This window comes from Haemophilus sp. SZY H35 (genome assembly GCF_018829705.1).
Lineage (GTDB): Bacteria > Pseudomonadota > Gammaproteobacteria > Enterobacterales > Pasteurellaceae > Haemophilus > Haemophilus haemolyticus_K.
Window position 1 is genome coordinate 252,796 of sequence record NZ_JAHKJZ010000002.1, and the last position, 25,912, is coordinate 278,707.

Below are 25,912 nucleotides of genomic sequence, written 5' to 3' on the forward strand. Positions count from 1 at the left end.
AAAAGTGGGGTAAAACATTTTCGAATAATATTAAGCAGGATTATCTATATCCTTAAACTCAACATCAAAACCATATGCTTTAGAAAGCCATTCTCCTAATATTTTTATACCATAGCGTTCTGTTGCGTGATGACCCGCGGCAAAAAAATGAATGCCCTGTTCACGTGCAGAATGAATAGTTTGCTCAGATACTTCACCTGTAACAAATGCATCACAGCCTTGCGCAGCAGCAAGATCAATATAACCTTGTCCTCCTCCTGTACAAATTCCTACTTTTCGAATCAGGCACGGACCATTTTCAATACAAATTAATGGCTTTCTATTCAAAACTTTTTCTATTTTCTCTGCAAATTCTTCTCCCGTCATAGGGGATCGCAATTCCCCCCAAACAGGAATGCTCATCGGCGGCTTTTCTAGTGGGTGTAACTGTTCAATACCAAGTAATTCTGCTAACTGGGCGTTATTTCCTAATTCAGAATGAATATCTAATGGTAAATGATAGCTATATAAATTTATATCATTCACAAGCAAACTTTTTATTCGTTTACCTTTCATTCCTCGAATACAAGGATTTTCGCTTTTCCAAAAATAGCCATGATGAACAATAATAGCATCAGCATCTTGCTCAATGGCATAATTAATCAATGCTTGACTTGCTGTAACTCCTGTAATGATTTTATGAACATTTGCTTTGCCTTCTACTTGCAAACCATTTGGCGCATAGTCAGTGATTTTTTCAGAATTAAGTTTTAGGTTAAGAAGTTGCTCAAGTTCAATGTTATTCATAATTAATATAAATAGGAAAAAGATAAGATATGGTACAAAATTCCAAAAAAAATGGCTAGCACAAAGGAGTGGGGGAAGTGTGCTAGCCAGGTTTGATTATGATTACTATCTAAAACAGGAATCATTATATACTAAATTATATATCGATCAATAAAAAAATAATATTTCTTTCTATTACTCAATACCAATCAATTTATGTGTTTGTAAACTTAGCTGCCATTTAGGTTTATTTGGGCGTTGATTCAACTGACCAAGTAAAGTGATAGTCTCAAGTAAATTCATTTCCCCCGCAATTTCACAAGGTGAAAGATAGTAATTCTCTGCTTTTATTTTTTTCTCAATCAATTCACAAAATGATGATACATTACCATCCATGACAATACGTACTTCATTTGCAAATGGAATACAGCGCTTTTCATACTTATGCGCATAAAGGCTCTTAGGACTCGCCGCAATATAATCTATTTGAGCAGGAACTGTCTTTAGACCATTAGTTTCAATTGCAAGAAAATAGCCATCTGCTTTAAATTGCTCAAGTAAGTATTCAATTTTTGGCACAATTGTTGGCTCACCACCAGTGATGATAATATTTCTTGATGGAAAGGACCGCACTTTTTCCAAAATCTGTGATGCAGACCAGCGTTTAAAATCATTATAAGGCGTATCACACCAAGGACAGTCCAGATTACATTTACCAAATCGAACAAAAATACTTGGCATTCCCGTATTGAACCCTTCTCCTTGCAGACTTTCAAAAATCTCAACTATATTAAAGTACGGTTCAAACTCATGATATTTTTCCACCAACACTTACTCCTGATACTCACAAAACGAAGTTGGAGTTTCCCATAAACGAATGGCTGATATAGCCAGTTGTTCATCATGTTTTAAACGATTAAAAATAAAACGAGCCATTTCTTCTGCCGTTGTTCTAAAAGGAACACCAAAGGTTTTTGAGTTTAACTCTTGCAATAGCGCGGCAATTTGACTTTCTCGCTCACTGGTTTGATCATAAATAAATGCATGATCCATCGGATCTAAAATAGTTTTTTTCACAATAGACTTTAGATCTGAAAAATCAATGACCATTGCTTTTTTTGCACCAGACTCATATAAATCACCCGAAATTTCAACTTGTAATTTATATGTGTGTCCATGTAAATTTTGACATTTCCCATCATGCCCATCTAATAAATGAGCCATATCAAAGCTAAATTCTTTGGAAATTTTAAACATTTTTTCCACCTTTCTGAGCCAAATACTCCTTCAGACCTTTACCGCGTAAAATACAACTTGGGCATTGACTACATCCTCCATCTACACCTTCATAACAAGTATGAGTATAGTTACGCACATAGTCTAGCACTCCTAATTCATCAGCAAGTTGCCAAGTCTGTGCTTTGGTGAGATACATTAATGGCGTTTTGATGTTAAATTGATAATCCATTGCAAGATTTAATGTGACATTCATAGACTTTATAAACACGTCTCGACAATCAGGATAACCACTAAAATCCGTTTCACAAACACCGGTAATAATATCCTGAATACCCTGTCCCTTGGCATAAATTGCAGCATAAAGCAAAAACAATGCATTACGGCCATCAACAAAAGTATTGGGTAATTTATTGTCTTTTTGTTCAATATGCATGTTCTCATCCATTAAAGCATTGTGAGTGATAGCTTTAATAACAGAAGTATCAATAAATGTTTGTTTCACGCCTAAATCTTGTGCAATCCATTTTGCTTTTTCTAATTCAATTGAATGACGTTGTCCATACTGAAATGTCATAGTTTCAACATTTTCTTTGCCATATTCAGCAATAGCTTGAAACAAACAGGTGGTGGAGTCTTGCCCACCAGAAAAGATAACAATCGCTTTACGATTATAATTTGGATTGGAAATATTCATATTTTACCTAGTTTTTTTATGTAGGAGGTTTGCGAACTACGAATTGAGGGCGAGCATTCTAGTGCTAAATAAGATCTTTTACAATAAAAATGACTACCTAATTGAGTAGCCATTTAAATATTTACTTCCAAATACGATAATCTAATACTCTCTTACTTAACTCTGGATAATTACTGATATTAAATTCAGGTGTTTTTCCAGATCTAAGTTGACATTGATAGTCTTTCATTAATTTCCATACAATAGGAGAAAGCATTAAAATAGCCACTAAATTAATAATAGCCATCACCGCCATCACAGTATCCGCAAAACTCCAAACAACATTTCCTGATCGCACTGCACCAAAATAAACGAAAAAGAGTACCATTAATCGGAATAAAAAAATAAACCAAGGTTTATTCTTAATAAAACGAATATTACTCTCCGCATAGGCATAGTTCCCAATAATGGAAGAATAAGCAAATAACAATAAAATAAAAGCAAGAAAATGCACGCCAAATTCACCGACATGATATTGTAATGCCGTTTGCGTAAGAGAAATACTTTTAAGTGTTTCATTACCATAATTATTGGAAAGCAAAATAATAATTGCCGTACAAGTACAAACAATCATGGTATCAACAAACACTCCCAGCATTTGAACTAATCCTTGACTAACTGGGTGTTTTACATGGGCTGCGGCTGCAGCATTTGGTGCCGATCCCATTCCTGCTTCGTTCGAAAATAACCCACGTTTAATCCCCATCATCATAGCTTTTGACACTAATGCTCCAAACATGCCTCCTGCTGCAGCATCAAAATTAAATGCACTTTTAATAATATTACTTAAAACACTGGGAATCATTTCTGTATGCATTCCCAAAATGATCACAGCCATAATGAGATAAAAAAGTGCCATCATTGGGACTAAGCTACTTGAAATTACTGCAATACGCTTAATTCCACCAAAAATAATAAGCGCAGTTAAAATCACTAATGCAAGACCAACGTATTCACCTTGCCAATTCCAAGCATTTTGAGTTGCTTCAACAATAGAATTAGCCTGAACAGAATTAAATGCGAAACCGAAGGTAAAAATTAATGCCACGGCAAATGAGACTGCCATGCAACGTGATTGTAATCCTTGAATAATGTAGTATGCGGGGCCACCGCGAAATGAGCCATCTTTATCTTGAACTTTAAATAATTGTGCCAAGGTTGATTCAGCAAAAGCACTTGACATACCAATAAATGCAGTCACCCACATCCAGAATACTGCACCTTCTCCACCCAATGCAATAGCCGTTGCTACCCCACCAATATTGCCTACTCCTACACGGCTAGCTAATCCTGTAGCAAAGGCTTGAAATGGTGTAAGAGAATTCCCCTCGGTTGCTCTACCAAACCACATTTCTCGAATACTTGCTGGGAAAAGGCGAAACTGTACAAATCCAGTTGTTATAGTAAAAAACAATCCTGTACCTAATAAAATAATAATAGTGATATCCCATAAAGGAGCATCAATGTGTGAAACAATCCAACTTAATGCTAGTTCCAAAATTTTAGAAAATTCAAACTCCATAAAACCCCCTCAAAAAGTAAAAATCTAATTATATGAATTCAAGGTATAATTTCGATAATTTTTAAGCGACCCAACAAAAAAAACAGCAATAACAAAGAAAAAATCTAATAAATGAGAAATATTTTAGATATTTTCAAAAATCAAAATTGAAGTTAACGTTTATAATTTAAAAATTGAATTAAACTATCCACCTCATCTTTCCAGTTCTTATTCATTAATTCAATCCATTTCTCAATAATAATCTTATTAGAAACCTGAGCTGCCTTTTCTAAATCTTCAGCCAACTTATGTAATTGAATGAGTCCTACCGATGCTGCAGCTCCTTTAATTTTATGAGCAAAGGATTCCGTTTCTTTTAAATTATTAACTGATAGTTTAGACAAATAGGTGGGCATTACTTGTTTAAAAATATCTAAATTAGCCAAAACTTGTGCTTTACCTAAAGTTTCAATGAGATCCAAATCAAATACTTCTGTATTATCATTTTCTTGTATTTTTACAATAGAATGAGATTCATCTGAGAAAAAGTATTGCAGACAATGCTGTAAGTCTTTAATTAAAATAGGTTTACGCAATACACCATCCATCCCCATTTCAAGATAGTCTTTCTCACTATGCATCACATTAGCCGTGAATGCGATCATCGGTGGTAAAAAATCATAAATCCCTTCTTCATAATTTTTTCGTAAATATTGCGCAATATCAAACCCCGTCATATCTGGCAATTTAATATCAAGCAATAGTAAATCATAGGAGTTTTTTTCAAATAGTGCGATGGCTTGCTGACCATTTATCGCCACATCTACCCGATGCCCTAACTTCTCTAGAATTGTTTTTGCAACAATAACATTGAGTTCAACATCTTCAACTAAAAGAATATGTAAATGAGGAATAACTTGATGATTAATTGTGTTAATTTGCGTTTCTTCCGCCTGAATAGATAAATAGAATGTTGATCCCTTTCCTAATTCACTTTCAACTATCAAATCCCCCCGCATTAATCTAGCAAGATTTTTAGATATTGCTAACCCAATACCACTGCCCGCACTTTGCTGACGACTCTCTTTTACTTGGTAATAAAGTTCAAAAATACGAGACTGCTCTTTTGGTGCGATCCCCATTCCTGTATCAATCACATTAAAATAATAATAATCTTTTTCCCTACTTACTTTTAATGTAATTTCCCCATGTTCAGTAAATTTCACTGCATTACTAATTAAATTCCATAAAATCTGGCTTAAACGAACACGATCTAAGGTTAAATAATTAGGTAAACCTGTCTCTGTAATCAAATGAAAGGTAAGATGTTTTTGCTTTGCTAAAAAACTAGCGAAATTATAAATATCATTCAATAATGCAGGAAAATCTGTTGGTTGTAGATTTAACTCTATCCGGCTTGCATCAATTTTCTCTAAATCAATAATATCACTAAAAATATACCCTAAGCTTACCGCACTTATATTGATCGTTTTCAAATAATTGCGTTGTTTATCATCTAATTTATCATCAAGTAAAATTTGGCTTAAACCCACAATACCATTTAATGGTGTACGCAACTCATGGCTAATAGTAGCAAGTAAAGTGCTTTTATCTCTATTATGTTTTTCTAATTTTTCTAGCGCATCGGAAAGTTTTTGCTGAGCAATGATTCGCTCATTTACTTCCTTTTCTAATCGATTAACAGAACAAGATAGCTCTAAACGTGAACGTTCCAATCTTTCAACAAGCAACGTAAAAAAATAAATCACAAAGGGTGCAGTGAGCAATCCAAATGTAACTGATCGAATAATATCGCCCCAAGAGATAGTATGCACAATAAAAAAACTAAATAAAATTTGGGTACATAGTGCAAAAATAGCCAAAATCGTTACGCCTAATAAAGAAAAACGAATTCGTCCTAAACGAATGACCCAATCAACGTAACGCTGTGCAAAATGCTTTATATTTTTCATTATTAGCCCTCTTTAAAATCATCCAAACTATAAGAATTTAAATCATCTAGAGTATTAAAATTTTCAAAGTTGCCTTCCTCTTTCGTAAATTTCACTGAAATCCCACCATTTTCTTTCATAAACCGTAAAAGGCGTCGTCCACCCGATGCTAAGTAGTATCGTAATTTTTCCTTTAGTTGAACGGATATCAAACAAAAAACGGGATGTTCACGCTCCTCATCGCAAGCATACGCAATTAAAGTGCGGTCATTTTTAACCGCACTTTTGAGTTTATCTAAAAGGTTCGTAGGGAAAAAAGGTGTATCACAAGGTGTAAAAAGGATAAAGTCACTTTTTGTCTTTTCTAGGGCTGTTAGCATGCCACTCAATGGCCCTTGAAAATCGGGTAGTTCATCGGAAAAAATAGGAAAGCCAAATTTTGCATATTCTGTTTGATTTCGGTTAGCGTTAATTGAAATATCATGAATTTGTGGTTGCAAGCGATTAATAACATGTTGAATTAAAGATTGTTTACCTAAAATCTGTAATCCCTTATCTTGCCCACCCATTCTGCGTGCTTTGCCACCTGCCAAAATTACCGCGCTTATTGTGATTGTCATATTTTAATCTATCGTTATTTCAAGTATCATTTGCCTATTTTTTACGATTAAAAAGGAAATAGCAATGAAATGTAAGCGTTTAAATGAAGTTTTGGAACTTTTACAGCCTTATTGGTCTAAAGACCCAGACTTGAGCTTAATGGAAATTTTGCAAAAAATTTCCAATGAATCAGGTTTCCAAAAGCCATTAAATGAATTAACTGATGAAGTGATTATTTATCAGTTAAAAATGGATGGTACAGATAAACATGAGCCAATTCCTGGTCTCAAAAAAGATTACGAAGAAGATTTTAAAACTGCATTGCTCCGTGCTCGCGGTATCATTAAATAAGAAGGAAAGCAAATGAAAAAAGTATTACTTGCGTTAGGTTTAGGTGTCAGTACGCTTATGTCTGTAAATAGTTTTGCGGCAGATTTACAAGAAGGCAAACAATATGTTCAAGTGAGTCAACAGGCTTCACAGCAAAAAGAAGTGATTGAGTTTTTCTCATTCTACTGTCCGCATTGTTACGCGTTTGAAATGGAATACAAAATTCCACAACAAGTTGCAGATGCTTTACCAAAAGACGTGAAATTTAAACAATATCATGTAAATTTCTTAGGTCGCCAGTCTGAAAACTTAACGCGTGCTTGGGCATTAGCAATGGCATTAGGTTCTGAAAGCAAAGTAAAGGCACCATTGTTTGAAGCGGCTCAAAAGGATGCTTTGAAATCAATGGATGATATTCGAACTATTTTCTTATCGAATGGTATAACCGCCGAGCAATTTGATGGTGGCATTAATAGTTTTGCCGTGAATGGTTTGGTCAATAAACAAGTGAATGCCGCAGAACAATTTAAAGTGCGTGGCGTACCTGATTTTTATGTCAATGGTAAATTCCGTGTAAACCCTGAAGGGTTAAATTACGATGATTTCGTGAAAGATTATGTTGAAACTGTAAAAGGTTTATTGCAAAAATAACGAAAAATTGGTTTAATGCCTGCCCTATTTTGTAAATATTAATGAAAGAAGAGAGAATATTATGGCTGCAAGTTTTAGCGTAACGCGTCGTTTCTTTGACGACAAAAACTACCCACGTGGTTTTTCCCGTCACGGTGATTACACAATCAAAGAATCACAGGTGCTTGAGCAATATGGCCAAGCGTTCAAAGCATTAGACTTAGGGGAACGTGAACCAGCGACTAAAGAAGAAAAAGATTTCGTCGCGTTTTGCCATGGTGAGCGTGCAGCAGAGACTTTCTTTGAAAAAACTTGGAATAAATATCGTACTCGTATTAATACTAAAAAACGTGTTTACACCTTATCTGGTGATGTGAGTGAAGCTGCCTCTGGCGGTGAAGATTATTCCGGCGAATAAGATATGTTGAACAAGGCAGGCGGAAGTCTGCCTTTTGTTTTTGAAGAGCTTGTAAAATCACGCATAATTCACGGCTGATAACTTTATTCTCCTATCTTTGTATGAACGATTCATCTTCATACACCCTATGAATACTAATTTCTATGCAATTACCGATTTCTCAATACAACGAACAGCTACAAAAAAAACTTGAAAAGTTAACCGCACTTTTGCGCCCTTTTAATGCGCCGGATATTCAAGTTTTTGACTCTCCAACAAGCCATTATCGTATGCGTGCGGAGTTTCGTATTTGGCATGAGCAAGATGATTTTTACCATATTATGTTTGATCAATCGACGCTACAGCGTTATCGAGTGGATGAGTTTCCAATCGCCAGCACGCTGATTAATCGTATGATGTGCACCTTATTACCTTTGTTAAAACAACAAGAGGTGCTACACAGAAAATTATTCCAAATCGATTACCTTAGCACCTTGAGTAATAAGATTATTGTGAGCTTGCTTTATCATAAAACGCTCACTGAAGAATGGGAAAGTGCGGCTAAAAATTTGAAAGATTTACTCGAAAAGCAAGGTTTTGATGTGCAAATAATCGGACGTGCAAGTAAACAAAAAATCTGTTTTGAGCAAGATTATGTGGATGAAGTTTTACCTGTGAATGGCAGAAATTATGTTTATCGCCAAGTCGAGAATAGTTTTACCCAGCCAAATGCAACAGTAAACTGCAAAATGCTTGAATGGGCAATTGATTGTACCCAAAATAGCGAAGGTGATTTATTAGAACTTTACTGCGGAAACGGTAATTTTTCTATCGCACTTGCACAAAATTTCCGTAAGGTATTGGCAACAGAAATCGCCAAACCTTCCGTAGCCGCCGCACAATTTAATATTGCTAAAAATAAAGTTGATAATTTACAAATTATCCGTATGTCGGCAGAGGAATTTACGCAGGCAATGAATGGGATTAGAGCCTTTAACCGCTTGAAAGGGATTGATTTAAAATCTTACGAATGTAATACCATTTTTGTCGATCCACCTCGCGCAGGGCTTGATCCTGATACAGTGAAACTTGTACAAAATTACGATCGTATTTTGTATATTTCCTGTAATCCGCATACGCTGTGCGATAATCTTGTTGAACTTTCAAAAACGCACCGCATTGAAAAAGCAGCGTTATTTGACCAATTCCCTTACACTGACCACATGGAAAGCGGCTTATGGCTCATTCGCAAGTAGGAATTCAGCTGATTTCTGAATCGAGAGAAAAAACATTAGCAGAATTGACCGCACTTTGTGCTGAACATAACATTATTCATGATGAACAAAGCCCACTTGCGCTTGTTCAAACCGATGAACGTTTAGAGCTTCGTAAATTAGATGAACCTAAACTCGGGGCGGTTTATGTTGATTTTGTAGGCGGCACAATGGCTCATCGTCGTAAATTTGGTGGTGGCCGCGGTGAAGCTGTAGCGAAAGCGGTAGGGATTAAAGGTTCGGAATTGCCAACCGTTATTGATGCAACAGCAGGTCTAGGACGAGATGCCTTTGTGCTAGCCTCGATTGGCTGTCAAGTTTGTTTAGTGGAACGCCATCCTGTTGTTTTTTTACTTCTGAAAGATGGTCTAAATCGTGCTTATCAAGATGAGGAAATCGGTGAGATGTTGCAACAAAATTTGCGCTTACTGAATGTTCAGCATATTAATGAACTTGATCCTAATGCTGATTATGCCGATGTGGTTTATCTCGATCCAATGTATCCGCATAAACAAAAATCTGCGTTAGTAAAAAAAGAAATGCGCGTATTCCAGCATTTAGTTGGAGCAGATCTAGATGCCGATGAATTACTTTTACCTGCACTACAATTAGCTAAAAAACGTGTGGTCGTGAAGCGTCCTGACTATGCAGAATTTCTTGGTGGAAAACAACCGCACTTTAGCCGTGAAACGAAAAATCATCGCTTTGATATTTATATGGGAGCATCCCAATGCTAAGAGAAAGTGCCGTTGTTATTAGCTATGAAAATGGCATTGCCAAAGTGAAATGCCAATCCCAAAGTGCCTGTGGCCAATGCACAGCTAAAAACAGTTGTGGGACATCAAGCCTTTCCGAATTAAACGGTAAACGTGGCGAGCATATTTTTAATGTAGAAACATTAATGCCATTACGCGAAGGTCAAATTGTTGAAATTGGATTAGAAGAAAAATCAATGCTACTTTCTGCCTTATTAATGTATATTGCGCCACTTTTAACACTGGTATTAAGTACATTAATTTCTGATTATATTAGCCACAATGAAATTCTTCGTACAATATTAATATTTTTTTCCACCGCTATTTCATTTATCGTTGTGAAAATATATAGCAGAAATTTAGCACAAAAAACGGAGTTTCATCCAACTTTATTACGCGTTCTCTCATAAATAATATTTAATCTGTTAACTTCTGCAAACCAAAATGTCGATAAGTCTGTGATGTAGCAATTCGCCCACGTGGGGTACGTTGTAAAAAACCTTGCTGAATCAAATAAGGTTCTAAAACATCCTCAATAGTATCGCGTTCTTCACCGATTGCAGCTGCAAGATTATCTAGCCCTACTGGCCCGCCGTCAAAACGTTCAATAACAGCAGACAATAATTTTCTATCTAAATAATCAAATCCGGCATCATCTACATCCAGCATTGAAAGCGCTTGTTTTGCTACATCTACAGAAATGATGCCACCATTACGCACATCAGCATAATCACGCACGCGTCGTAATAAACGGTTTGCAATTCGAGGAGTGCCTCGTGAACGACGAGCCACCTCAAAAGCAGCTTGCTGTTCTAATTCAAGATTCAAACACCCCGCACTTCTTGCAACAATAGATGTTAAATCTTCTACAGAATAGAATTCCAAACGTTGCACAATACCAAAACGATCACGCAATGGTGAAGTCAAAGAACCCGCTCTAGTCGTCGCGCCAACCAAAGTAAAAGGTGGCAAATCTAATTTAATAGAACGAGCAGCTGGCCCTTCACCAATCATAATATCCAATTGATAGTCTTCCATTGCTGGATAAAGGACTTCTTCAATAGCAGGGGAAAGTCGATGAATTTCATCAATAAATAACACATCATGCGGTTCAAGATTGGTTAGCATTGCAGCCAAATCTCCCGCTTTTTCTAATACAGGCCCTGACGTCGTACGAATGTTCACGCCCATTTCATTTGCCACAATATTAGCAAGGGTTGTTTTTCCCAAACCTGGAGGGCCAAAAATCAATAAATGATCTAAGGCATCTTGACGTAATTTGGCTGCCTTGATGAAAATATCCATCTGCTCGCGCACTTGTGGCTGTCCAACATAATCTGCTAATAATTTCGGACGAATAGCGCGGTCGATAACATCTTCATCAATCTTAGCTTGCCCGCTAATAATTCTATCTGCTTCAATCATGTCTCACCTACAATGCGGCTTTTAAAGCTTCGCGAATAACTTGCTCGCTTGTTAAATCAGGTTTAGCTACTCGTTTCACCATTTTTTCTGCTTCTGAAGATTTATAACCTAAAGCAATCAAGGCTGAAATAGCTTCATCGGATGAATTTTCTGCACGCGATTCAATAGATGACGCTGATGGAATATGAGTACTTTCGACAAAGAAATCGCTTTGTTTTACGCCTTTGAATTTACCTTTGAGTTCAACTAACAAACGTTCAGCTGTTTTTTTGCCAACACCAGGAATTTTAGTGAGTTTAGAAAGCTCTTCTCTCTCAATTGCATAAGCAAATTGTTCGACCGACATGGCGGATAAAATCGCTAAGGCTAATTTAGGCCCCACCCCATTTGTTTTAATTAATTCACGAAATAAAGTGCGGTCTGTTTTTTGGGCAAATCCAAAGAGTAAGTGAGCATCTTCCCGAACAACAAGATGGGTGAATAAAGTAGTTTCTTGACCAATTTCTGGTAAATCATAGAAACTCGTCATAGGCAAAAGCAATTCATAGCCTACGCCTTGCACATTAAGTAAAATTTCTGGAGGTTGTTTTTCTAAAAGAATGCCTTGTAAGCGACCGATCATAATTCTTCCGAATGATAAAAAACTTAACGCATAGAATAAAATAAAACTGGACGAACATCCAGTTAAATTTTTAATCTAAAGCGTCCTCGGCTATATCTAGTCTTTAAAAGTGCGGTCATTTTTTCTTGCGTTTCTGTCATTTTCACAGAATTGGCAATATGTAAAGAATGTTGAATAGAATGCGCGTGTGTAATCGCGATAGCCAACGCATCCGCTGCATCGGCTTGAGGTTTGTCTGACAACTTCAAAATACGAGTCACCATTTCTTGAACTTGTACTTTATCTGCGGAACCAATGCCCACCACTGTTTGTTTTACTAAACGAGCGGCATATTCAAAAACAGGTAAATCATGATTTACTGCTGCAACAATCGCCGTACCACGAGCCTGCCCGAGTTTTAAAGCTGAATCCGCATTCTTCGCCATAAACACTTGCTCAATTGCAAACATATCAGGTTGAAATTGCGTGATGATTTCAGTTACTCCAGTATAAATGCGTTTCAAACGGGTTGGTAAATCTTCAACTTGAGTACGAATTGCGCCACTACCGAGATATTCCAAATGTCTTCCTGTTTGACGAATCACACCATAACCTGTCACACGAGAACCGGGATCAATGCCTAAAATAATACTCATAAGAATAAAAATAAACGGCTAATCTATTAACACTAGCCGTTTTATTTTTTATTATCTGTTTGCTTTTACTGTAGCTTTTACATTAACATCGCAATTCTTTACTAGAATTTTGTCTGATTTTTCACCTTTTTCTAAAAGATTTACAGGCACTACAGAATCAAATTTATTTAACGTTAAACCACTATCTACGTTCCAAACATATTTACCTGAAGTAAATGAAGTAAAATCTTTTTGCGCTGTATCACGAGAAAAATCTTTCGCGATAACTTTGTTACCAACCATCACCATTGCAGCTGTGGCTTCCTGATTCTCAAATTGATAAACTGCCGTAACCGTTTTTTTATTACAAGAATAAACAACTGTTTTATCTGTTACGGTTGGTATTGCAGCTTGAGCTGGTTTTGATTCCATTTTTGCTGTTTCACTTGCACAAGCGGATAATACAACAAACGCAGCCATTACAGGCAATACTTTTACTAATTTCATTATTATCTCCTTAAAATTACAGCTGAGCTGCAATTTCATCACTAATTTCACCGTTATGATATACGTTTTGTACATCATCACAGTCTTCTAACATATCAATTAAACGCAACAATTTAGGCGCAGTTTCAAGATCAAGATCGACGGTAGTTGATGGAATCATTGTCACTTCAGCTTCTTGAACTTTAAAGCCAGCTGCTTCAATACCATCACGCACCGAACCTAAATCTTCCCAAGCGGTGTAGATTTCAAATGAACCATCATCTTGTGGTTGAATATCATCAGCTCCAGCTTCAATTGCTGCTTCAGTTAACGCATCTTCGTCTGCTTCAGTAATTAGAATTAAACCTTTTTTACTAAACAAATAACCAACCGATCCCTCAGTCCCTAAATTACCACCACATTTAGTGAAACTTGGGCGAACTTGTGAGATCGTACGGTTTGCGTTGTCACTTAGACACTCAACCATCACAGCAGTTCCACCTGGACCATAACCTTCATAAATTTTGGTTTCCATATTAGTGTCATCGCCACCACCTACACCACGATCAATGGCGCGGTTGATAGTATCACGCGTCATATTATTGCTAAGTGCTTTATCTACTGCTGCACGTAAACGCGGGTTAGCACTCACATCGCCACCACCAATTTTAGCTGCGGTAACAAGTTCACGAATTAATTTAGTAAAAATTTTACCGCGTTGTGCATCTTGTGCTGCTTTGCGGTGTTTAATATTAGCCCACTTACTATGGCCTGCCATGTTGTTTTCCTTCTATTTATCTTTAAGAATATATTTTCTAATTGCTTCCGCATTATTGGAAGATTTTGTCATTTGGATTGCTTGTTCAGGGGAAACCCATTGATATGCCAAATGCTCACTTAATACTGGTTCGAATTCTTGCTCCATTGCCAATAAAAACCAATGTTCACGGCAATGCGTCACATTCGGTGCGTATTTATATCGGAAATGTGGAAAAATTTCAAATTCTATGCTCTCTTTGCAATCAAAAAGTGCAGGAGAATTTTCCGAAATTTCTAACCGCACTTCTTCCCAAAGCTCACGAATTGCTGTGTTTTTTGGTGTTTCACCACTTTCAATGGTGCCAGTAACAGACTGCCAAAAGTCAGGATCATCTTGGCGCTGGAGCATCAGAATGCGATACGTGCTTTCCGCATAAATTATCACGAGAACCGATTGATTATTTTTATATTTCAAGCTCGTCATCTGCATAATTGAGAATGAGCAGCATCATACCTTTTCTACTAAAAACTTTCAAAAAAATTACCGCACTTTAAAACTAAAGTGCGGTAATTATCTCAATTATTTTAGTTTAACCAGCCAGCTTGTTGGGCGATAAATAATCCTGCAAAGGCGGTTAAGTAGAATAAACCGATAATGGATAACCACAATAATCCACCTTTTACACTGTGTTTCGCGTGCTTAGTCAAAGATAAATTCAACCAAGCAAAGATTGGTGCAGAAACAAATGAAGCAATCATCGCGAATTTCAGCATTGGGCCTACTGCATTATTAAAGTAGAAAATAATCGCTAAACCAGATAACGCCGCAAAAATCATACCGATATTAAGAATTCTCACAGAGCTTTCTTGTTTACCGAATAAGATACGCAAAGATTCAACGTTGGTACGAGAGTAACCATCAATTACTGTAATTGTTGTACCAAACATACACATGAACGCAATGACTGCAATTAATAAGCGAGACCATTCACCGATAGTACTTGCATACATATTGATAAGTTGTGCGATATATTTTCCGCCCACCATCTCGACGGTTTCAGGAGAACCATATTGTACCAATGCGCCAAGCGCTAAGAATACGACAGCTAAAATTGCTGTACCGATATAACCCACGTTGAAGTCAAATAAACCATCTTCATAAGATACTTTCGTTAGACGACGTTTTGCCACCACCCACATAGAGTTAACAGCAGAAATTTCAATTGGTGCAGGCATCCAGCCCATTAAGGCCACTAAAAACGCTAATTTACTTAATTCCCATGGAGAAGGCGCTACAAAATCAGGTGCGGCTACGCCATTGATACCATTACGCATAAAAGCAATCACGACAGCGCTCACGGTTGTTACCGTTAAAGCAATCATGATGATTTTCGATAAACTATCTAATAAACGGTATTTACCCAACAATAAAATGCCGGTTGTCACAAGAATCACTAATGAGCTTAATACTGGCATTGGAAGTGGAATTGGTGTAATAAACGTTAAAATTGCTGCCGTTAATAATCCCACTGCCGCAGTATTAATTACTGTGGCAAAAACGTTTAAAGCAAGGAATAACCAAAGGTAGAACTTCCCTTTTTGACGGTAACCTTCTAACAGCGTATTACCGGTATCGAGGGTATATTGAACACCGAAACGGAAGAAAGGATATTTAAATAAGTTAGCAAGAATAACAATACTCACTAATTCCCAACCATAGATCGCACCAGCTTGGGTAGATGCAATAATATGCGAACCACCAACAGCTGCTGATGCCATCACGATGCCAGGACCTAAGGCTGAGAATTTACTCGCCCATGTTGATTTTTCTACTGGAGTTGAAACTTCACTCATAAAACTTTCTCTTATAAATTGACCATAAATTTAAAAGGACTTATTTATAATAAAATTTTATCCTTGAGTAAAGTAAATAAGGTTCCATTTAAAGAAGAATAAAAGAGTAAAAATCTAATTATTTTGATAATTTCAGGATATAACTTCAAAACAAATAAAACCACATCATATTCATACCCAAAAAGTGATGTATTTAAGTGAATAAAATTTTTTCAATAAAAAGAAAGTGCGCTCAAAATCAGTGGAATTTTTAACCGCACCATAGAATAATGAAACTAATTACTTTGAGCGTTTTTTATTTTTGAAGACTTGAAATATTCATTAATAATTGGACGATATAGGAAAAATCCCAAAATACATAATTTAATTAGACTTCTAATCGCATCTTTATCTGCATATCCGCCATCGATAAAACCAATGGCAACAAACAAACATCCTATAACTATATAAAGTGTTCTTCCCCATGATTTACCTTCCAGCATTACAATAGAAGATAAAAATACAAGGGAAGAAACTACAAATGCAAAAATTAAATATGGGATAGCTTCAGAAACTACATATCCTAAAGTTCGCCACCCATCCCATAAAATATAGAAAACTGAACAAAATCCAATCACTGAAGCAAGGATATTAATCCCTGCAATTACTTTTAATGATGTAGGTTGCTTCATTTACTCTCCACAAAAATGCGGCCAAAATTGACCGCACTTCTTTATTTTTAAATATTGAAAAAACTACTCAGCCTTAGTCACTGCAATACTCAACTCACCTAACGCCTGCGGATTCGCGAAACTTGGCGCTTCTGTCATTAAACAAGCTGCTGCTGTTGTTTTCGGGAATGCAATCACATCACGGATATTTTCAGTGCCCGTTAAAAGCATGGTTAAACGGTCTAAACCAAATGCTAAACCTGCATGTGGCGGTGTACCGAATTTTAATGCATCTAACAAGAAGCCGAATTTTTCGCGTTGCTCTTGTTCATTGATACCAAGAATGCGGAAGACGGTTTGTTGCATTTTGGGGTCGAAAATACGGACAGAACCACCACCCACTTCATAGCCGTTGATCACCATATCGTAAGCATTTGCTACCGCATCGGTTGGATTCGCTTCTAATTGTTCTGGTGTAAAATCTTTTGGTGAAGTGAATGGGTGGTGCATTGCTGCAAGATTACCCTCTTCATCACGTTCAAACATTGGGAAATCAATCACCCAAAGCGGTTGCCATTCGTCTAAACGAGTTAAGCCAAGATCACGACCTAATTTCAAACGTAACGCACCCATTGCATCAGTGGTGGTTTGCCATTTGTCTGCACCGAAGAATAAGATATCGCCAGTTTGAGCTTTCACACGTTCAGATAACGCTTTCCATACATCTTCATTTAAGAATTTCGCAATCGGGCTTTGTACACCTTCAAGGCCCGCATTAATGTCATTTACTTTCGCCCAAGCCAAACCTTTTGCACCGTAAATACCAACAAATTGTGTATATTCATCAATTTGTTTACGAGTGATTTCAGTACCATTTGGTACACGAATGACTGCCACACGGCCGTTTGGATTGTTTGCAGGCTCATTAAATACTTTAAATTCAACATCTTTAACGATATCTGCTACATCGACTAATTCAAGCGGGTTACGCAAATCTGGTTTATCTGAACCAAAACGCGTCATCGCTTCTTGCCAGGTCATTTGTGGGAATTTGCCTAAATCCACACCAATGATGTTTTGCCATAAACCGTGTACCATGCGTTCCATGATCTCACGTACTTCCGGCGCAGTTAAGAAAGAAGTTTCCACATCGATTTGAGTAAATTCCGGTTGACGATCTGCACGTAAGTCTTCATCACGGAAACATTTCACAATTTGATAATAACGATCAAAACCAGACATCATTAGAAGCTGTTTGAAAAGCTGTGGTGATTGCGGCAACGCATAGAATTTGCCTTTATGCACACGGCTTGGCACTAAATAGTCACGCGCACCTTCTGGCGTTGCTTTGGTAAGCATTGGGGTTTCAATATCAAGGAACCCATTGTCATCCATAAAACGACGCACAAAGCTGGTGATTTTTGCACGGGTTTTCAAACGTTGTGCCATTTCTGGACGACGTAAATCTAAATAGCGATATTTTAAACGTTGTTCTTCGGTGTTGTTTTGGTTGAAGTCTAATGGTAAAACGTCAGAAGCATTGTAGATGTGTAATTCTTTCGCTAACACTTCCACTTCGCCTGTCACCATATTTTTATTAACTTGATTATCAGGACGCGCGATCACTTCACCTTTAATTTGAATACAAAATTCATTACGTAAGCCTGAAGCTGCAGTTAATGCTTCTTGATATTTCGGGTCAAAACAAACTTGTACGACACCATCACGATCACGCATATCAATAAAAATTAAACCACCTAAATCGCGACGACGATGAACCCAACCGCTTAATGTTACTTCTTGTCCAATATGGTTGCGGTTTAATGCACCGCAATAATGTGTACGCATCATTTCTATATTCCTTTCATTTTTCTAAAAATGGATAATTAACGCGTTGATTATACGGAAAAAGACATGCCTTTTAAATTGAAAAGCGAAATTTATTTGATCCTTTAAAAACTTTCACTAAAATGACCGCAGTTTTTTGCATTTTATCTAAATAAATGCCCTCTCAATACAACAACAGAATTCAATCATGATGAAAGATACAATTTTTGCCGCCCCGATCGAAAAACTGGGCGATTTTACTTTTGATGAAAGCGTGGCGGAAGTTTTCCCCGATATGATTCAACGCTCGATTCCGGGCTACTCCAACATTATCACGGCGATTGGTATGTTGGCTGAACGTTTTGTGACGGCTGACAGCCAAGTCTATGATTTAGGCTGTTCACGCGGTGCGGCAGCTCTTTCTATGCGACGTAATATTAAACAACCGAATGTGAAAATTATCGGTGTCGATAATTCTTTGCCAATGGTGGAACGCTGCCGTCAGCACGTTGCGGCTTATCATAGTGATGTCCCCGTAGAAATTCTTTGCGATGATATTCGTCAAATAGAAATTAAGAACGCCTCAATGGTAGTGCTCAACTTCACATTGCAATTTTTACCACCAGAAGATCGTGTAGCCTTGCTCACCAAAATCTACCAAGGTTTAAACCCAAACGGTGTGTTGGTACTCTCTGAAAAATTCCGTTTTGAAGATGAAAAAGTGAATGAGTTGCTTATTGACCTCCACCACCAATTCAAACGTGCTAACGGTTACAGTGAGCTTGAAGTGAGCCAAAAACGCACCGCACTTGAAAATGTCATGCGTACTGACTCGATTAACATCCACAAAGAGCGGTTAAAAAACATCGGATTTTCACACGTCGAATTATGGTTCCAATGTTTTAATTTTGGTTCAATGATTGCGGTAAAATAAACAAAAATAAAGTGCGGTCAAAAACATCATGTTTTTTGGCCGCACTTTTTATATGTAATTAACCTTAATTATGCCGCATTCGGCTTATGGAGTAAGGTAAAAGCAATGAAGCCAAATCCTAAGAAGCAAGAAACGATCAAGGCATAAAAACCACCATCCCAGCCAAATAAGTCGACCAATTTACCCATTACATAGCCTGCACTTGCAGAACCTAATAAGTAACCGAATAGCCCAGTTAGACCTGTCGCTGTACCTGTTGCAACACGTGGCACAAGGTCTGCTGCTTGAAGCCCGATCATCATTACTGGACCATAAATTAAGAAACCGATAGCAACAAGACAAATATTATCTACGAGTGGATTTCCTTCTGGATTTTTCCAATAAACAATAATCGCGATTAATACACCGGTTAGGAATAATAACATCGGCGGTGCACGGTGGCCTTTGAAGACTTTATCGCTTAAATAACCACTAGCAAGCATACCAAAGATACCTGCGTATTCGTAAAGGAAATATGCCCAGCTTTGTTTATCTACAGAGAAATGTTTCACTTCTTTTAGATACGTTGGTGCCCAGTCAATAATGCCGTAACGAATGAAATACACAAATACGTTCGCAAGTGCAATCGCCCATAAAAACTTATTATTAATGATGTATTTCATAAAAATATCTTTAGAAGAAAGCGTGTGAGCTGATTCAACTTTCTCTACGATTTTTTCACCTTTCCATTCATCTACCGGCGGTAATCCTTGAGACTCAGGTGTATCGCGCATTAAATAGAACATAATGAATGCTAATACAATGGCGATTAAGGCGGGTAAATAGAATAAAGATTGCCATACGCCGAAAATCGATAAACCGAGGAGCGCTAATGGGCCGATTAAACCACCACCTAAGTTATGTGATACGTTCCACCAGCTCCACCACACACCACGTTCAGAAACTGAGAACCAGTTGGTCATTGTTTTTGCACCTGGCGGGTATCCCATTCCTTGGAACCAGCCATTTAATGCAGCTAACACAATCATCAATGGAATAGAGGATAGTACGCCTGGCACTAAACCGAAAATTAAGCTCACTAATGCTGAACCTAATAAACCAATGGTAATAAAATATTTAGGATTACTTCGGTCAGAAATATTCCCCATAATGAACTTACTAAAACCGTAAGCCAGTGATAACGCTACCCCAACTGTACCTAAATCAGCTTTAGTAAAGCCATATTCATCAATAAGATAAGGAATGGCTAAAGAAAAGTTTTTGCGGATAAGATAATAAGCCGCATACCCGATAAATACTCCAGCAAATACCTGCCAACGTAATTTTTTATACTCGGCATCTGTTCTAGAACTTTCAATTCTTGGTGCTGGAGGAGATGCTTTTAAGAATGAAAACATCTTTGTTCTCCTATAATAATTTACAACTTGTCGTATCCTTGTAATAGCTAGGCCACTACAACGAGAAACAGATTACCAAAGCCGAATATGGAACAGAGCTCCGACCACTTCAAATGATTAGTTCATTTTCGTTATTTAAACGACTCTAATTTCTGGGATGAATTACGTCCTAAGTCTATTTAAAAATTTCTATGTTATAATACCGACCAACCCAATAAAAAAGGAAAACAAAATGCAAATTTTACACACAATGCTTCGAGTAGGTGATTTAGACCGCTCTATTAAATTTTATCAAGATGTTTTAGGTATGCGTTTATTGCGTACGAGTGAAAACCCGGAATATAAATATACGCTTGCATTTTTAGGTTACGAAGATGGCGAAAGCGCTGCAGAAATTGAATTAACATACAACTGGGGCGTAGATAAATATGAACAGGGCACTGCGTATGGACATATTGCTATCGGCGTAGATGATATTTATGCGACTTGTGAAGCAGTTCGCGCAAGCGGCGGTAACGTTACTCGCGAAGCTGGACCAGTTAAAGGTGGCTCAACCGTCATTGCCTTTGTTGAAGATCCAGATGGTTATAAAATTGAATTTATCGAAAACAAAAGTACTAAATCTGGTTTAGGCAACTAAAGTGCGGTCAATTTTTATTGTATTTTTAATAACGTAGGGATTCCTACGTTATTTTATTTTTAAGAGATAGATTATGTCCGATTCTCAAGAAATCCCTTATCACAACCAATTAAAAAATCGCTTTCGTGGCTATTTCCCGGTCATTATTGATGTTGAAACTGCAGGTTTTGATGCAAAAAAAGATGCGTTACTCGAACTAGCCGCAATCACATTAAAAATGGATGAACATGGTTATTTGCATCCTGATCAGAAGTGCCATTTTCATATTGAGCCTTTTGAAGGGGCAAATATTAATCTAGAATCCTTGAAATTTAATGGCATTGATATTCACAATCCACTACGTGGCGCAGTGTCTGAACTCGATGCAATCACGGGGTTATTTCAAATGGTACGTCGAGGACAAAAAGATGCAGATTGCCAACGTTCTATCATTGTGGCGCACAATGCTGCTTTTGACCAAAGTTTTGTGATGGCTGCCGCTGAACGTACTGGCGTAAAGCGAAATCCCTTCCATCCTTTTGGAATGTTTGACACCGCAAGTTTAGCAGGCTTAATGTTTGGTCAGACTGTTCTTGTTAAGGCGTGTCTTGCCGCTAAAATTCCGTTTGATGGAAAGCAAGCGCACTCCGCGCTATACGACACCGAACGTACAGCAGAATTATTCTGTTATATGGTCAATCATTTAAAGGATTTGGGTGGTTATCCCCATATCATTCCAGACAGTGAAGTAAATAACAAATAAGAATAAATTCAAGGAACAAACTCCACTTAGTCTGCCAAAAGAGAAAAATATGACTGAACAAAACGAAAAAATCATTAATTCATCAGTAAAAATGCTGACAATTAGTGAAGATGAAAGTGGCCAACGTATCGATAATTATTTATTAGCAAAACTCAAAGGCGTGCCAAAAAGTCTAATTTATCGCATTGTGCGTAAAGGTGAAGTGCGGGTAAATAAAGGCCGGATTAAGCCAGAGTATAAACTGCAAACAGGTGATATCGTTCGCGTTCCGCCAGTGCGTGTGGCTGAAAAAAACGACGCATCAATTTCAAAAAATCTCAATAAAGTCGCCGCACTTGAAAACCAAATTTTATTTGAAGATGATTGTTTAATTGTTTTAAATAAACCTTCAGGAATCGCTGTGCATGGCGGGAGTGGTTTAAATTTTGGTGTGATTGAAGCCTTACGAGCACTGCGTCCAGAGGCGCGTTTTTTAGAACTAGTTCATCGTTTGGATCGCGATACATCAGGCATTTTATTAATTGCTAAAAAACGTTCAGCATTACGTAATTTGCATGAACAACTTCGCGTCAAAACCGTTCAAAAAGATTATTTAGCGTTAGTACGTGGGCAATGGCAATCCCATGTGAAAATTGTTCAAACACCGCTTTTGAAAAATGAATTATCCAGCGGAGAACGCATTGTGCGTGTCAGCGAGCAAGGCAAACCATCTGAAACCCGATTTAGCATTGAAGAACGCTATACAAATGCTACGCTCATAAAGGCTTCACCAGTAACCGGGCGTACACATCAAATTCGCGTACATACACAATATGCCGGACATCCCATTGCATTAGATGATAAATACGGTGATAAAGATTTTGATAAGCAAATGAGCGAATTGGGATTGAACCGTTTGTTCTTACATGCTTTTTCAATTCGGTTTGAGCATCCTAAAAATGGCGAAACACTACGCTTCAATGCACCACTGGATCATAAAATGAAAGCAATTTTGCAAAAGTTACGGGAAAGCAAATAGACAATATTTGTGTTTATTGCTACACTTGCGCACGGAGACAACTCGTTTCTATCATCAAAATTTCATAATAACGACAACAAAGGATAGCAAAATGGCAAAAGGACAATCTTTACAAGATCCTTATTTAAATGCGCTTCGTCGCGAACGCATTCCTGTATCAATCTACCTTGTAAACGGAATCAAACTTCAAGGTCAAATTGAATCATTCGATCAATTCGTGATTTTATTAAAAAATACTGTGAACCAAATGGTATATAAACACGCAATTTCAACCGTTGTGCCTGCTCGCTCTGTTTCTCATCACAATAGCAGCCATCATGTAGCAACACCTGAAGCCGTTGAAAGTGTGGAAACTCAAGCAGAATAATCACAGCTCCATCAATGGATAATCAATATTTATTCAGTGCGGTTGAAAATTCTCAGGAAATTTCAACCGCACTTTCTTCATCTCAACAATCTGAAAATACTCGTGACACTGCCATCATGGTTCACGTTTTCTTTGCACAAGATAAAAACACTGACGATCTACAAGAGTTCTTACTGCTCGCTGATTCTGCCAATGTAGATGTATTGGATACAATCACGACCAGTCGCACCACTCCTCAAGCCAAATATTTTGTAGGTGAGGGAAAAGCTCAAGAAATTGCAGATGCGGTGCAAGCACATAATGCTGATGTTGTGCTTTTTAACCATCAATTAACGCCCGCACAAACACGTAACTTAGAAAGTTTATGTCATTGCCGAGTGGTTGATCGCACTGGCGTCATTTTAGATATTTTTGCTCAACGAGCACGCTCTCATGAGGGAAAATTACAGGTTGAACTTGCTCAACTAAAACACTTATCTACTCGATTAGTTCGTCGAAAAACAGGCTTAGATCAACAAAAAGGGGCAGTAGGATTACGTGGACCGGGTGAAACTCAATTAGAAACCGATCGTCGATTGATTAAAGTGCGCATTTCTCAATTACAAAATCGATTGGCAAAAGTGGAGAAACAGCGCAATCAAAATCGCCAAACACGCCAAAAAGCAGATATCCCGACAATTTCACTTGTTGGCTATACCAATGCAGGGAAATCAACCTTATTTAATCGTTTAACCAATGCAGAGGTTTATGCGGCTGATCAACTGTTTGCAACATTAGATCCCACTTTACGAAAATTACAGATTCAAGATGTAGGCACGGCAATTTTAGCGGATACGGTAGGATTTGTTCGACAGCTTCCTCATGATCTTGTTTCAGCCTTTAAATCGACTTTACAAGAAACGGTAGAGGCCAGCTTATTACTCCATGTGATTGACGCGGCTGACTCGCGAAAACAAGAAAATATCGATGCAGTCAATGATGTGCTAGAAGAAATTGGTGCAGGAGAAGTGCCTGTTCTATTGGTATATAACAAAATTGATTTGTTGGAAAATGTTGTACCGCATATCGAATACAATGATGAAAATCAGCCCGTTGCAGTCTATCTCTCCGCGCAAGATGAGCTGGGTATTCATTTATTGTTTGAAGCCATTAAAGTGCGGTTAAAAAACGAGATACTTTCTCTTTCTTTAACTTTACAACCACATGAAGGCAAACTTCGCCATGCTTTTTATCAACTTGATTGTGTACGCCATGAACAAATTTCTGAACAAGGAGAATTCTTGTTAGATATACAGATTGATAAAATTATGTGGTTAAAGTTATGTAAGCAATTTTCTAAGTTAGCAGATGTTAAAATACAATCAGACAATGGCTAATTTATAGAAAATTATTTTCCAATTCCATATTGTTTCAATTTATTCGCAATCGCAGTATGCGAAACACCTAAACGTTGAGCTAATTTTCTCGTGCTTGGATATTCTGCATAAAATAATTTTAGGACTTGTGCCTCATAAGAACCAATGATTTCATCTAAGGTTTTATTCTCAAATTTATCCAAAGAAATCACCGCACTTTGTGGAGGAGCAAGATCTAAACTTTCCGTAGTTAAGTGATTATCTTTTATCAACGAACAAGCGCGATAAAGAGTGTTATAAAGCTCACGAACATTCCCTTTCCAATCATATTTCTGCAAATAAAGAAGAAAATCTTTATCGAAAGTTGGTTTTGCAATTTTTAATTCTTCACTGATTTCCTGTAAAAAACCTTGTGCCAGTAGCTCAATATCCGCAATTCGATCACGTAATGGTGGCACATTAATAGTGAGAACATTTAAGCGATGAAACAAATCAGCACGAACTTTACCTTGCTCAACAAGCAAATGAAGTGGAACCTGTGATGTGCAAATCACTCGTACGTTTGCATGATGTTCCTTCTCCTCACCCACTCGCCGGAAAGATCCATCCGTTAAAAAACGCAATAATTTAGCCTGCAAACCCAATGAAAGTTCAGCAATGCCATCTAGTAATACAGTTCCCTCATTCGCATATTCAAAAAAACCGATGGTTTCACTGTCTCCGACTTTTCGACCAAACATTTCACTTTCGGCATCTTCATCAGGCAAACCCGCACAGTTTACTGCAATAAATTTTTTATCACGACGTAAACTCTGATAATGGCAGGCTTTAGCCAACAAATCTTTTCCAGTCCCAGTTTCACCTTGAATTAACAAAGGCGCATCAAACATAGCAAAACGTTTTGCGTTTTCAACCGCACTTCTCATGGATTCACTTTGCACAATAAAACAATCGAAAGGTTTTTGAGGATCAAATTTGAAGGTTGTCATATATCGGAAATATGAGAGAAATAATATGTGGTTATGATAGTTTGTTTACAGCAAAGT

General features: G+C 37.4%; 30 protein-coding genes and 1 riboswitch. Of the genes, 12 read left to right on the forward strand and 18 right to left on the reverse strand.

The window, feature by feature from the left end; genetic code table 11:
- Window positions 1–30: 30 nt before the first annotated feature.
- The 7 genes from KP710_RS04840 to mobA form a co-directional block, all read right to left on the reverse strand.
- The gene (locus KP710_RS04840) at window positions 31–786 is read right to left on the reverse strand and encodes a Nif3-like dinuclear metal center hexameric protein (protein ID WP_106014007.1); all 756 of its coding nucleotides are present in this window, start codon (window positions 784–786) and stop codon (window positions 31–33) included.
- Between the two features lie 174 nt (window positions 787–960).
- Window positions 961–1,596 (reverse strand): 7-carboxy-7-deazaguanine synthase QueE, encoded by a 636-nt coding sequence (locus KP710_RS04845; protein ID WP_106014006.1) that lies wholly within the window; start codon window positions 1,594–1,596, stop codon window positions 961–963.
- The gene (queD, locus tag KP710_RS04850; RefSeq protein ID WP_106014005.1) at window positions 1,597–2,022 is read right to left on the reverse strand and encodes a 6-carboxytetrahydropterin synthase QueD; all 426 of its coding nucleotides are present in this window, start codon (window positions 2,020–2,022) and stop codon (window positions 1,597–1,599) included.
- Window positions 2,015–2,698 carry a 7-cyano-7-deazaguanine synthase QueC gene (queC, locus tag KP710_RS04855; RefSeq protein ID WP_106014004.1) on the reverse strand — a complete coding sequence of 228 codons (684 nt, stop codon included), beginning with the start codon at window positions 2,696–2,698 and terminating at the stop codon, window positions 2,015–2,017. Before queC ends, queD begins: the two co-directional genes overlap by 8 nt.
- Before the next feature lies 1 nt (window position 2,699).
- A riboswitch (PreQ1 riboswitch) is annotated at window positions 2,700–2,744 on the reverse strand.
- Window positions 2,745–2,819: 75 nt separating this feature from the next.
- Entirely contained in the window at window positions 2,820–4,259 is a 1,440-nt protein-coding gene (locus KP710_RS04860; protein ID WP_106014003.1) for an alanine/glycine:cation symporter family protein, read from the reverse strand.
- A gap of 152 nt (window positions 4,260–4,411) precedes the next feature.
- Window positions 4,412–6,211: an ATP-binding protein gene (locus KP710_RS04865; protein WP_140526566.1), complete on the reverse strand. Its 1,800-nt coding sequence runs from the start codon at window positions 6,209–6,211 to the stop codon at window positions 4,412–4,414.
- 2 nt (window positions 6,212–6,213) lie between these two features.
- Window positions 6,214–6,810, reverse strand: a complete 597-nt coding sequence (gene mobA / locus KP710_RS04870) for a molybdenum cofactor guanylyltransferase MobA (RefSeq protein WP_215770961.1) — start codon at window positions 6,808–6,810, stop codon at window positions 6,214–6,216.
- Between the two features lie 64 nt (window positions 6,811–6,874).
- Between mobA and KP710_RS04875 the strand changes: the two genes are divergently transcribed.
- The 6 genes from KP710_RS04875 to KP710_RS04900 all read left to right on the forward strand — a co-directional run bounded on the left by KP710_RS04875 (window position 6,875) and on the right by KP710_RS04900 (window position 10,586).
- On the forward strand, window positions 6,875–7,141 hold the full coding sequence (locus tag KP710_RS04875; protein ID WP_215770962.1) for a YihD family protein: 267 nt from the start codon (window positions 6,875–6,877) through the stop codon (window positions 7,139–7,141).
- A gap of 12 nt (window positions 7,142–7,153) precedes the next feature.
- The gene (gene dsbA, locus KP710_RS04880; protein ID WP_215770963.1) at window positions 7,154–7,771 is read left to right on the forward strand and encodes a thiol:disulfide interchange protein DsbA; all 618 of its coding nucleotides are present in this window, start codon (window positions 7,154–7,156) and stop codon (window positions 7,769–7,771) included.
- Between the two features lie 61 nt (window positions 7,772–7,832).
- Window positions 7,833–8,168, forward strand: a complete 336-nt coding sequence (locus KP710_RS04885) for a MaoP family protein (RefSeq protein ID WP_215770964.1) — start codon at window positions 7,833–7,835, stop codon at window positions 8,166–8,168.
- A 143-nt stretch (window positions 8,169–8,311) separates the two neighbouring features.
- On the forward strand, window positions 8,312–9,403 hold the full coding sequence (gene trmA / locus KP710_RS04890) for a tRNA (uridine(54)-C5)-methyltransferase TrmA (protein ID WP_215770965.1): 1,092 nt from the start codon (window positions 8,312–8,314) through the stop codon (window positions 9,401–9,403).
- Entirely contained in the window at window positions 9,385–10,158 is a 774-nt protein-coding gene (locus KP710_RS04895) for a class I SAM-dependent methyltransferase (RefSeq protein ID WP_215770966.1), read from the forward strand. Before trmA ends, KP710_RS04895 begins: the two co-directional genes overlap by 19 nt.
- Window positions 10,152–10,586, forward strand: a complete 435-nt coding sequence (locus KP710_RS04900) for a SoxR reducing system RseC family protein (protein ID WP_215770967.1) — start codon at window positions 10,152–10,154, stop codon at window positions 10,584–10,586. Before KP710_RS04895 ends, KP710_RS04900 begins: the two co-directional genes overlap by 7 nt.
- A 7-nt stretch (window positions 10,587–10,593) precedes the next feature.
- On the opposite strand, the gene ruvB is transcribed toward KP710_RS04900, so the two are convergent.
- The 9 genes from ruvB to aspS form a co-directional block, all read right to left on the reverse strand.
- Entirely contained in the window at window positions 10,594–11,601 is a 1,008-nt protein-coding gene (gene ruvB, locus KP710_RS04905) for a Holliday junction branch migration DNA helicase RuvB (protein WP_065265343.1), read from the reverse strand.
- A gap of 7 nt (window positions 11,602–11,608) precedes the next feature.
- The gene (gene ruvA, locus KP710_RS04910) at window positions 11,609–12,223 is read right to left on the reverse strand and encodes a Holliday junction branch migration protein RuvA (protein ID WP_204713822.1); all 615 of its coding nucleotides are present in this window, start codon (window positions 12,221–12,223) and stop codon (window positions 11,609–11,611) included.
- Window positions 12,224–12,285: 62 nt separating this feature from the next.
- Window positions 12,286–12,858, reverse strand: a complete 573-nt coding sequence (gene ruvC / locus KP710_RS04915; RefSeq protein ID WP_215770968.1) for a crossover junction endodeoxyribonuclease RuvC — start codon at window positions 12,856–12,858, stop codon at window positions 12,286–12,288.
- A 51-nt stretch (window positions 12,859–12,909) separates the two neighbouring features.
- Entirely contained in the window at window positions 12,910–13,344 is a 435-nt protein-coding gene (locus KP710_RS04920) for an ACP-like domain-containing protein (protein WP_215770969.1), read from the reverse strand.
- A 16-nt stretch (window positions 13,345–13,360) separates the two neighbouring features.
- Entirely contained in the window at window positions 13,361–14,101 is a 741-nt protein-coding gene (locus KP710_RS04925; RefSeq protein ID WP_048952842.1) for a YebC/PmpR family DNA-binding transcriptional regulator, read from the reverse strand.
- 12 nt (window positions 14,102–14,113) lie between these two features.
- A complete protein-coding gene (gene nudB, locus KP710_RS04930; protein WP_215770995.1) occupies window positions 14,114–14,566 on the reverse strand; it encodes a dihydroneopterin triphosphate diphosphatase in 453 nt (150 codons plus the stop codon).
- 101 nt (window positions 14,567–14,667) lie between these two features.
- Entirely contained in the window at window positions 14,668–15,936 is a 1,269-nt protein-coding gene (locus KP710_RS04935; RefSeq protein ID WP_215770970.1) for an NRAMP family divalent metal transporter, read from the reverse strand.
- Window positions 15,937–16,211: 275 nt separating this feature from the next.
- Window positions 16,212–16,607 (reverse strand): hypothetical protein, encoded by a 396-nt coding sequence (locus KP710_RS04940; RefSeq protein WP_215770971.1) that lies wholly within the window; start codon window positions 16,605–16,607, stop codon window positions 16,212–16,214.
- Window positions 16,608–16,670: 63 nt separating this feature from the next.
- Entirely contained in the window at window positions 16,671–18,437 is a 1,767-nt protein-coding gene (gene aspS / locus KP710_RS04945) for an aspartate--tRNA ligase (RefSeq protein WP_215770972.1), read from the reverse strand.
- A 184-nt stretch (window positions 18,438–18,621) separates the two neighbouring features.
- On the opposite strand from aspS, the gene cmoA reads away from it, so the two are divergent.
- Window positions 18,622–19,347 carry a carboxy-S-adenosyl-L-methionine synthase CmoA gene (gene cmoA, locus KP710_RS04950; RefSeq protein WP_049381649.1) on the forward strand — a complete coding sequence of 242 codons (726 nt, stop codon included), beginning with the start codon at window positions 18,622–18,624 and terminating at the stop codon, window positions 19,345–19,347.
- 68 nt (window positions 19,348–19,415) lie between these two features.
- On the opposite strand, the gene pgtP is transcribed toward cmoA, so the two are convergent.
- A complete protein-coding gene (gene pgtP / locus KP710_RS04955; RefSeq protein ID WP_005634143.1) occupies window positions 19,416–20,744 on the reverse strand; it encodes a phosphoglycerate transporter protein PgtP in 1,329 nt (442 codons plus the stop codon).
- Window positions 20,745–20,976: 232 nt separating this feature from the next.
- Between pgtP and gloA the strand changes: the two genes are divergently transcribed.
- The 5 genes from gloA to hflX all read left to right on the forward strand — a co-directional run bounded on the left by gloA (window position 20,977) and on the right by hflX (window position 24,887).
- Window positions 20,977–21,384, forward strand: coding sequence for a lactoylglutathione lyase (gene gloA / locus KP710_RS04960; RefSeq protein WP_005634145.1), 408 nt, complete (start codon window positions 20,977–20,979; stop codon window positions 21,382–21,384).
- 73 nt (window positions 21,385–21,457) lie between these two features.
- The gene (gene rnt / locus KP710_RS04965) at window positions 21,458–22,126 is read left to right on the forward strand and encodes a ribonuclease T (RefSeq protein WP_140578399.1); all 669 of its coding nucleotides are present in this window, start codon (window positions 21,458–21,460) and stop codon (window positions 22,124–22,126) included.
- 49 nt (window positions 22,127–22,175) lie between these two features.
- Window positions 22,176–23,144 carry a 23S rRNA pseudouridine(955/2504/2580) synthase RluC gene (rluC, locus tag KP710_RS04970; RefSeq protein WP_140578398.1) on the forward strand — a complete coding sequence of 323 codons (969 nt, stop codon included), beginning with the start codon at window positions 22,176–22,178 and terminating at the stop codon, window positions 23,142–23,144.
- 91 nt (window positions 23,145–23,235) lie between these two features.
- Window positions 23,236–23,511, forward strand: a complete 276-nt coding sequence (gene hfq / locus KP710_RS04975; RefSeq protein ID WP_005641641.1) for an RNA chaperone Hfq — start codon at window positions 23,236–23,238, stop codon at window positions 23,509–23,511.
- Window positions 23,512–23,525: 14 nt separating this feature from the next.
- Window positions 23,526–24,887 (forward strand): ribosome rescue GTPase HflX, encoded by a 1,362-nt coding sequence (hflX, locus tag KP710_RS04980; protein WP_215770973.1) that lies wholly within the window; start codon window positions 23,526–23,528, stop codon window positions 24,885–24,887.
- A gap of 11 nt (window positions 24,888–24,898) precedes the next feature.
- Here the strand turns inward: hflX and KP710_RS04985 are convergent, their stop codons facing one another.
- Window positions 24,899–25,855 carry a sigma 54-interacting transcriptional regulator gene (locus KP710_RS04985; RefSeq protein WP_065265351.1) on the reverse strand — a complete coding sequence of 319 codons (957 nt, stop codon included), beginning with the start codon at window positions 25,853–25,855 and terminating at the stop codon, window positions 24,899–24,901.
- Window positions 25,856–25,912 lie beyond the last annotated feature (57 nt).

Coding starts and splice junctions, on each gene's coding strand:
- KP710_RS04840 (WP_106014007.1), bottom strand. CDS start 786: ATGAATAACATTGAACTTGAGCAACTTCTTAACCTAAAACTTAATTCT.
- queD (WP_106014005.1), bottom strand. CDS start 2,022: ATGTTTAAAATTTCCAAAGAATTTAGCTTTGATATGGCTCATTTATTA.
- queC (WP_106014004.1), bottom strand. CDS start 2,698: ATGAATATTTCCAATCCAAATTATAATCGTAAAGCGATTGTTATCTTT.
- KP710_RS04860 (WP_106014003.1), bottom strand. CDS start 4,259: ATGGAGTTTGAATTTTCTAAAATTTTGGAACTAGCATTAAGTTGGATT.
- KP710_RS04865 (WP_140526566.1), bottom strand. CDS start 6,211: ATGAAAAATATAAAGCATTTTGCACAGCGTTACGTTGATTGGGTCATT.
- mobA (WP_215770961.1), bottom strand. CDS start 6,810: ATGACAATCACAATAAGCGCGGTAATTTTGGCAGGTGGCAAAGCACGC.
- KP710_RS04875 (WP_215770962.1), top strand. CDS start 6,875: ATGAAATGTAAGCGTTTAAATGAAGTTTTGGAACTTTTACAGCCTTAT.
- dsbA (WP_215770963.1), top strand. CDS start 7,154: ATGAAAAAAGTATTACTTGCGTTAGGTTTAGGTGTCAGTACGCTTATG.
- KP710_RS04885 (WP_215770964.1), top strand. CDS start 7,833: ATGGCTGCAAGTTTTAGCGTAACGCGTCGTTTCTTTGACGACAAAAAC.
- trmA (WP_215770965.1), top strand. CDS start 8,312: ATGCAATTACCGATTTCTCAATACAACGAACAGCTACAAAAAAAACTT.
- KP710_RS04895 (WP_215770966.1), top strand. CDS start 9,385: ATGGCTCATTCGCAAGTAGGAATTCAGCTGATTTCTGAATCGAGAGAA.
- KP710_RS04900 (WP_215770967.1), top strand. CDS start 10,152: ATGCTAAGAGAAAGTGCCGTTGTTATTAGCTATGAAAATGGCATTGCC.
- ruvB (WP_065265343.1), bottom strand. CDS start 11,601: ATGATTGAAGCAGATAGAATTATTAGCGGGCAAGCTAAGATTGATGAA.
- ruvA (WP_204713822.1), bottom strand. CDS start 12,223: ATGATCGGTCGCTTACAAGGCATTCTTTTAGAAAAACAACCTCCAGAA.
- ruvC (WP_215770968.1), bottom strand. CDS start 12,858: ATGAGTATTATTTTAGGCATTGATCCCGGTTCTCGTGTGACAGGTTAT.
- KP710_RS04920 (WP_215770969.1), bottom strand. CDS start 13,344: ATGAAATTAGTAAAAGTATTGCCTGTAATGGCTGCGTTTGTTGTATTA.
- KP710_RS04925 (WP_048952842.1), bottom strand. CDS start 14,101: ATGGCAGGCCATAGTAAGTGGGCTAATATTAAACACCGCAAAGCAGCA.
- nudB (WP_215770995.1), bottom strand. CDS start 14,566: ATGACGAGCTTGAAATATAAAAATAATCAATCGGTTCTCGTGATAATT.
- KP710_RS04935 (WP_215770970.1), bottom strand. CDS start 15,936: ATGAGTGAAGTTTCAACTCCAGTAGAAAAATCAACATGGGCGAGTAAA.
- KP710_RS04940 (WP_215770971.1), bottom strand. CDS start 16,607: ATGAAGCAACCTACATCATTAAAAGTAATTGCAGGGATTAATATCCTT.
- aspS (WP_215770972.1), bottom strand. CDS start 18,437: ATGATGCGTACACATTATTGCGGTGCATTAAACCGCAACCATATTGGA.
- cmoA (WP_049381649.1), top strand. CDS start 18,622: ATGATGAAAGATACAATTTTTGCCGCCCCGATCGAAAAACTGGGCGAT.
- pgtP (WP_005634143.1), bottom strand. CDS start 20,744: ATGTTTTCATTCTTAAAAGCATCTCCTCCAGCACCAAGAATTGAAAGT.
- gloA (WP_005634145.1), top strand. CDS start 20,977: ATGCAAATTTTACACACAATGCTTCGAGTAGGTGATTTAGACCGCTCT.
- rnt (WP_140578399.1), top strand. CDS start 21,458: ATGTCCGATTCTCAAGAAATCCCTTATCACAACCAATTAAAAAATCGC.
- rluC (WP_140578398.1), top strand. CDS start 22,176: ATGACTGAACAAAACGAAAAAATCATTAATTCATCAGTAAAAATGCTG.
- hfq (WP_005641641.1), top strand. CDS start 23,236: ATGGCAAAAGGACAATCTTTACAAGATCCTTATTTAAATGCGCTTCGT.
- hflX (WP_215770973.1), top strand. CDS start 23,526: ATGGATAATCAATATTTATTCAGTGCGGTTGAAAATTCTCAGGAAATT.
- KP710_RS04985 (WP_065265351.1), bottom strand. CDS start 25,855: ATGACAACCTTCAAATTTGATCCTCAAAAACCTTTCGATTGTTTTATT.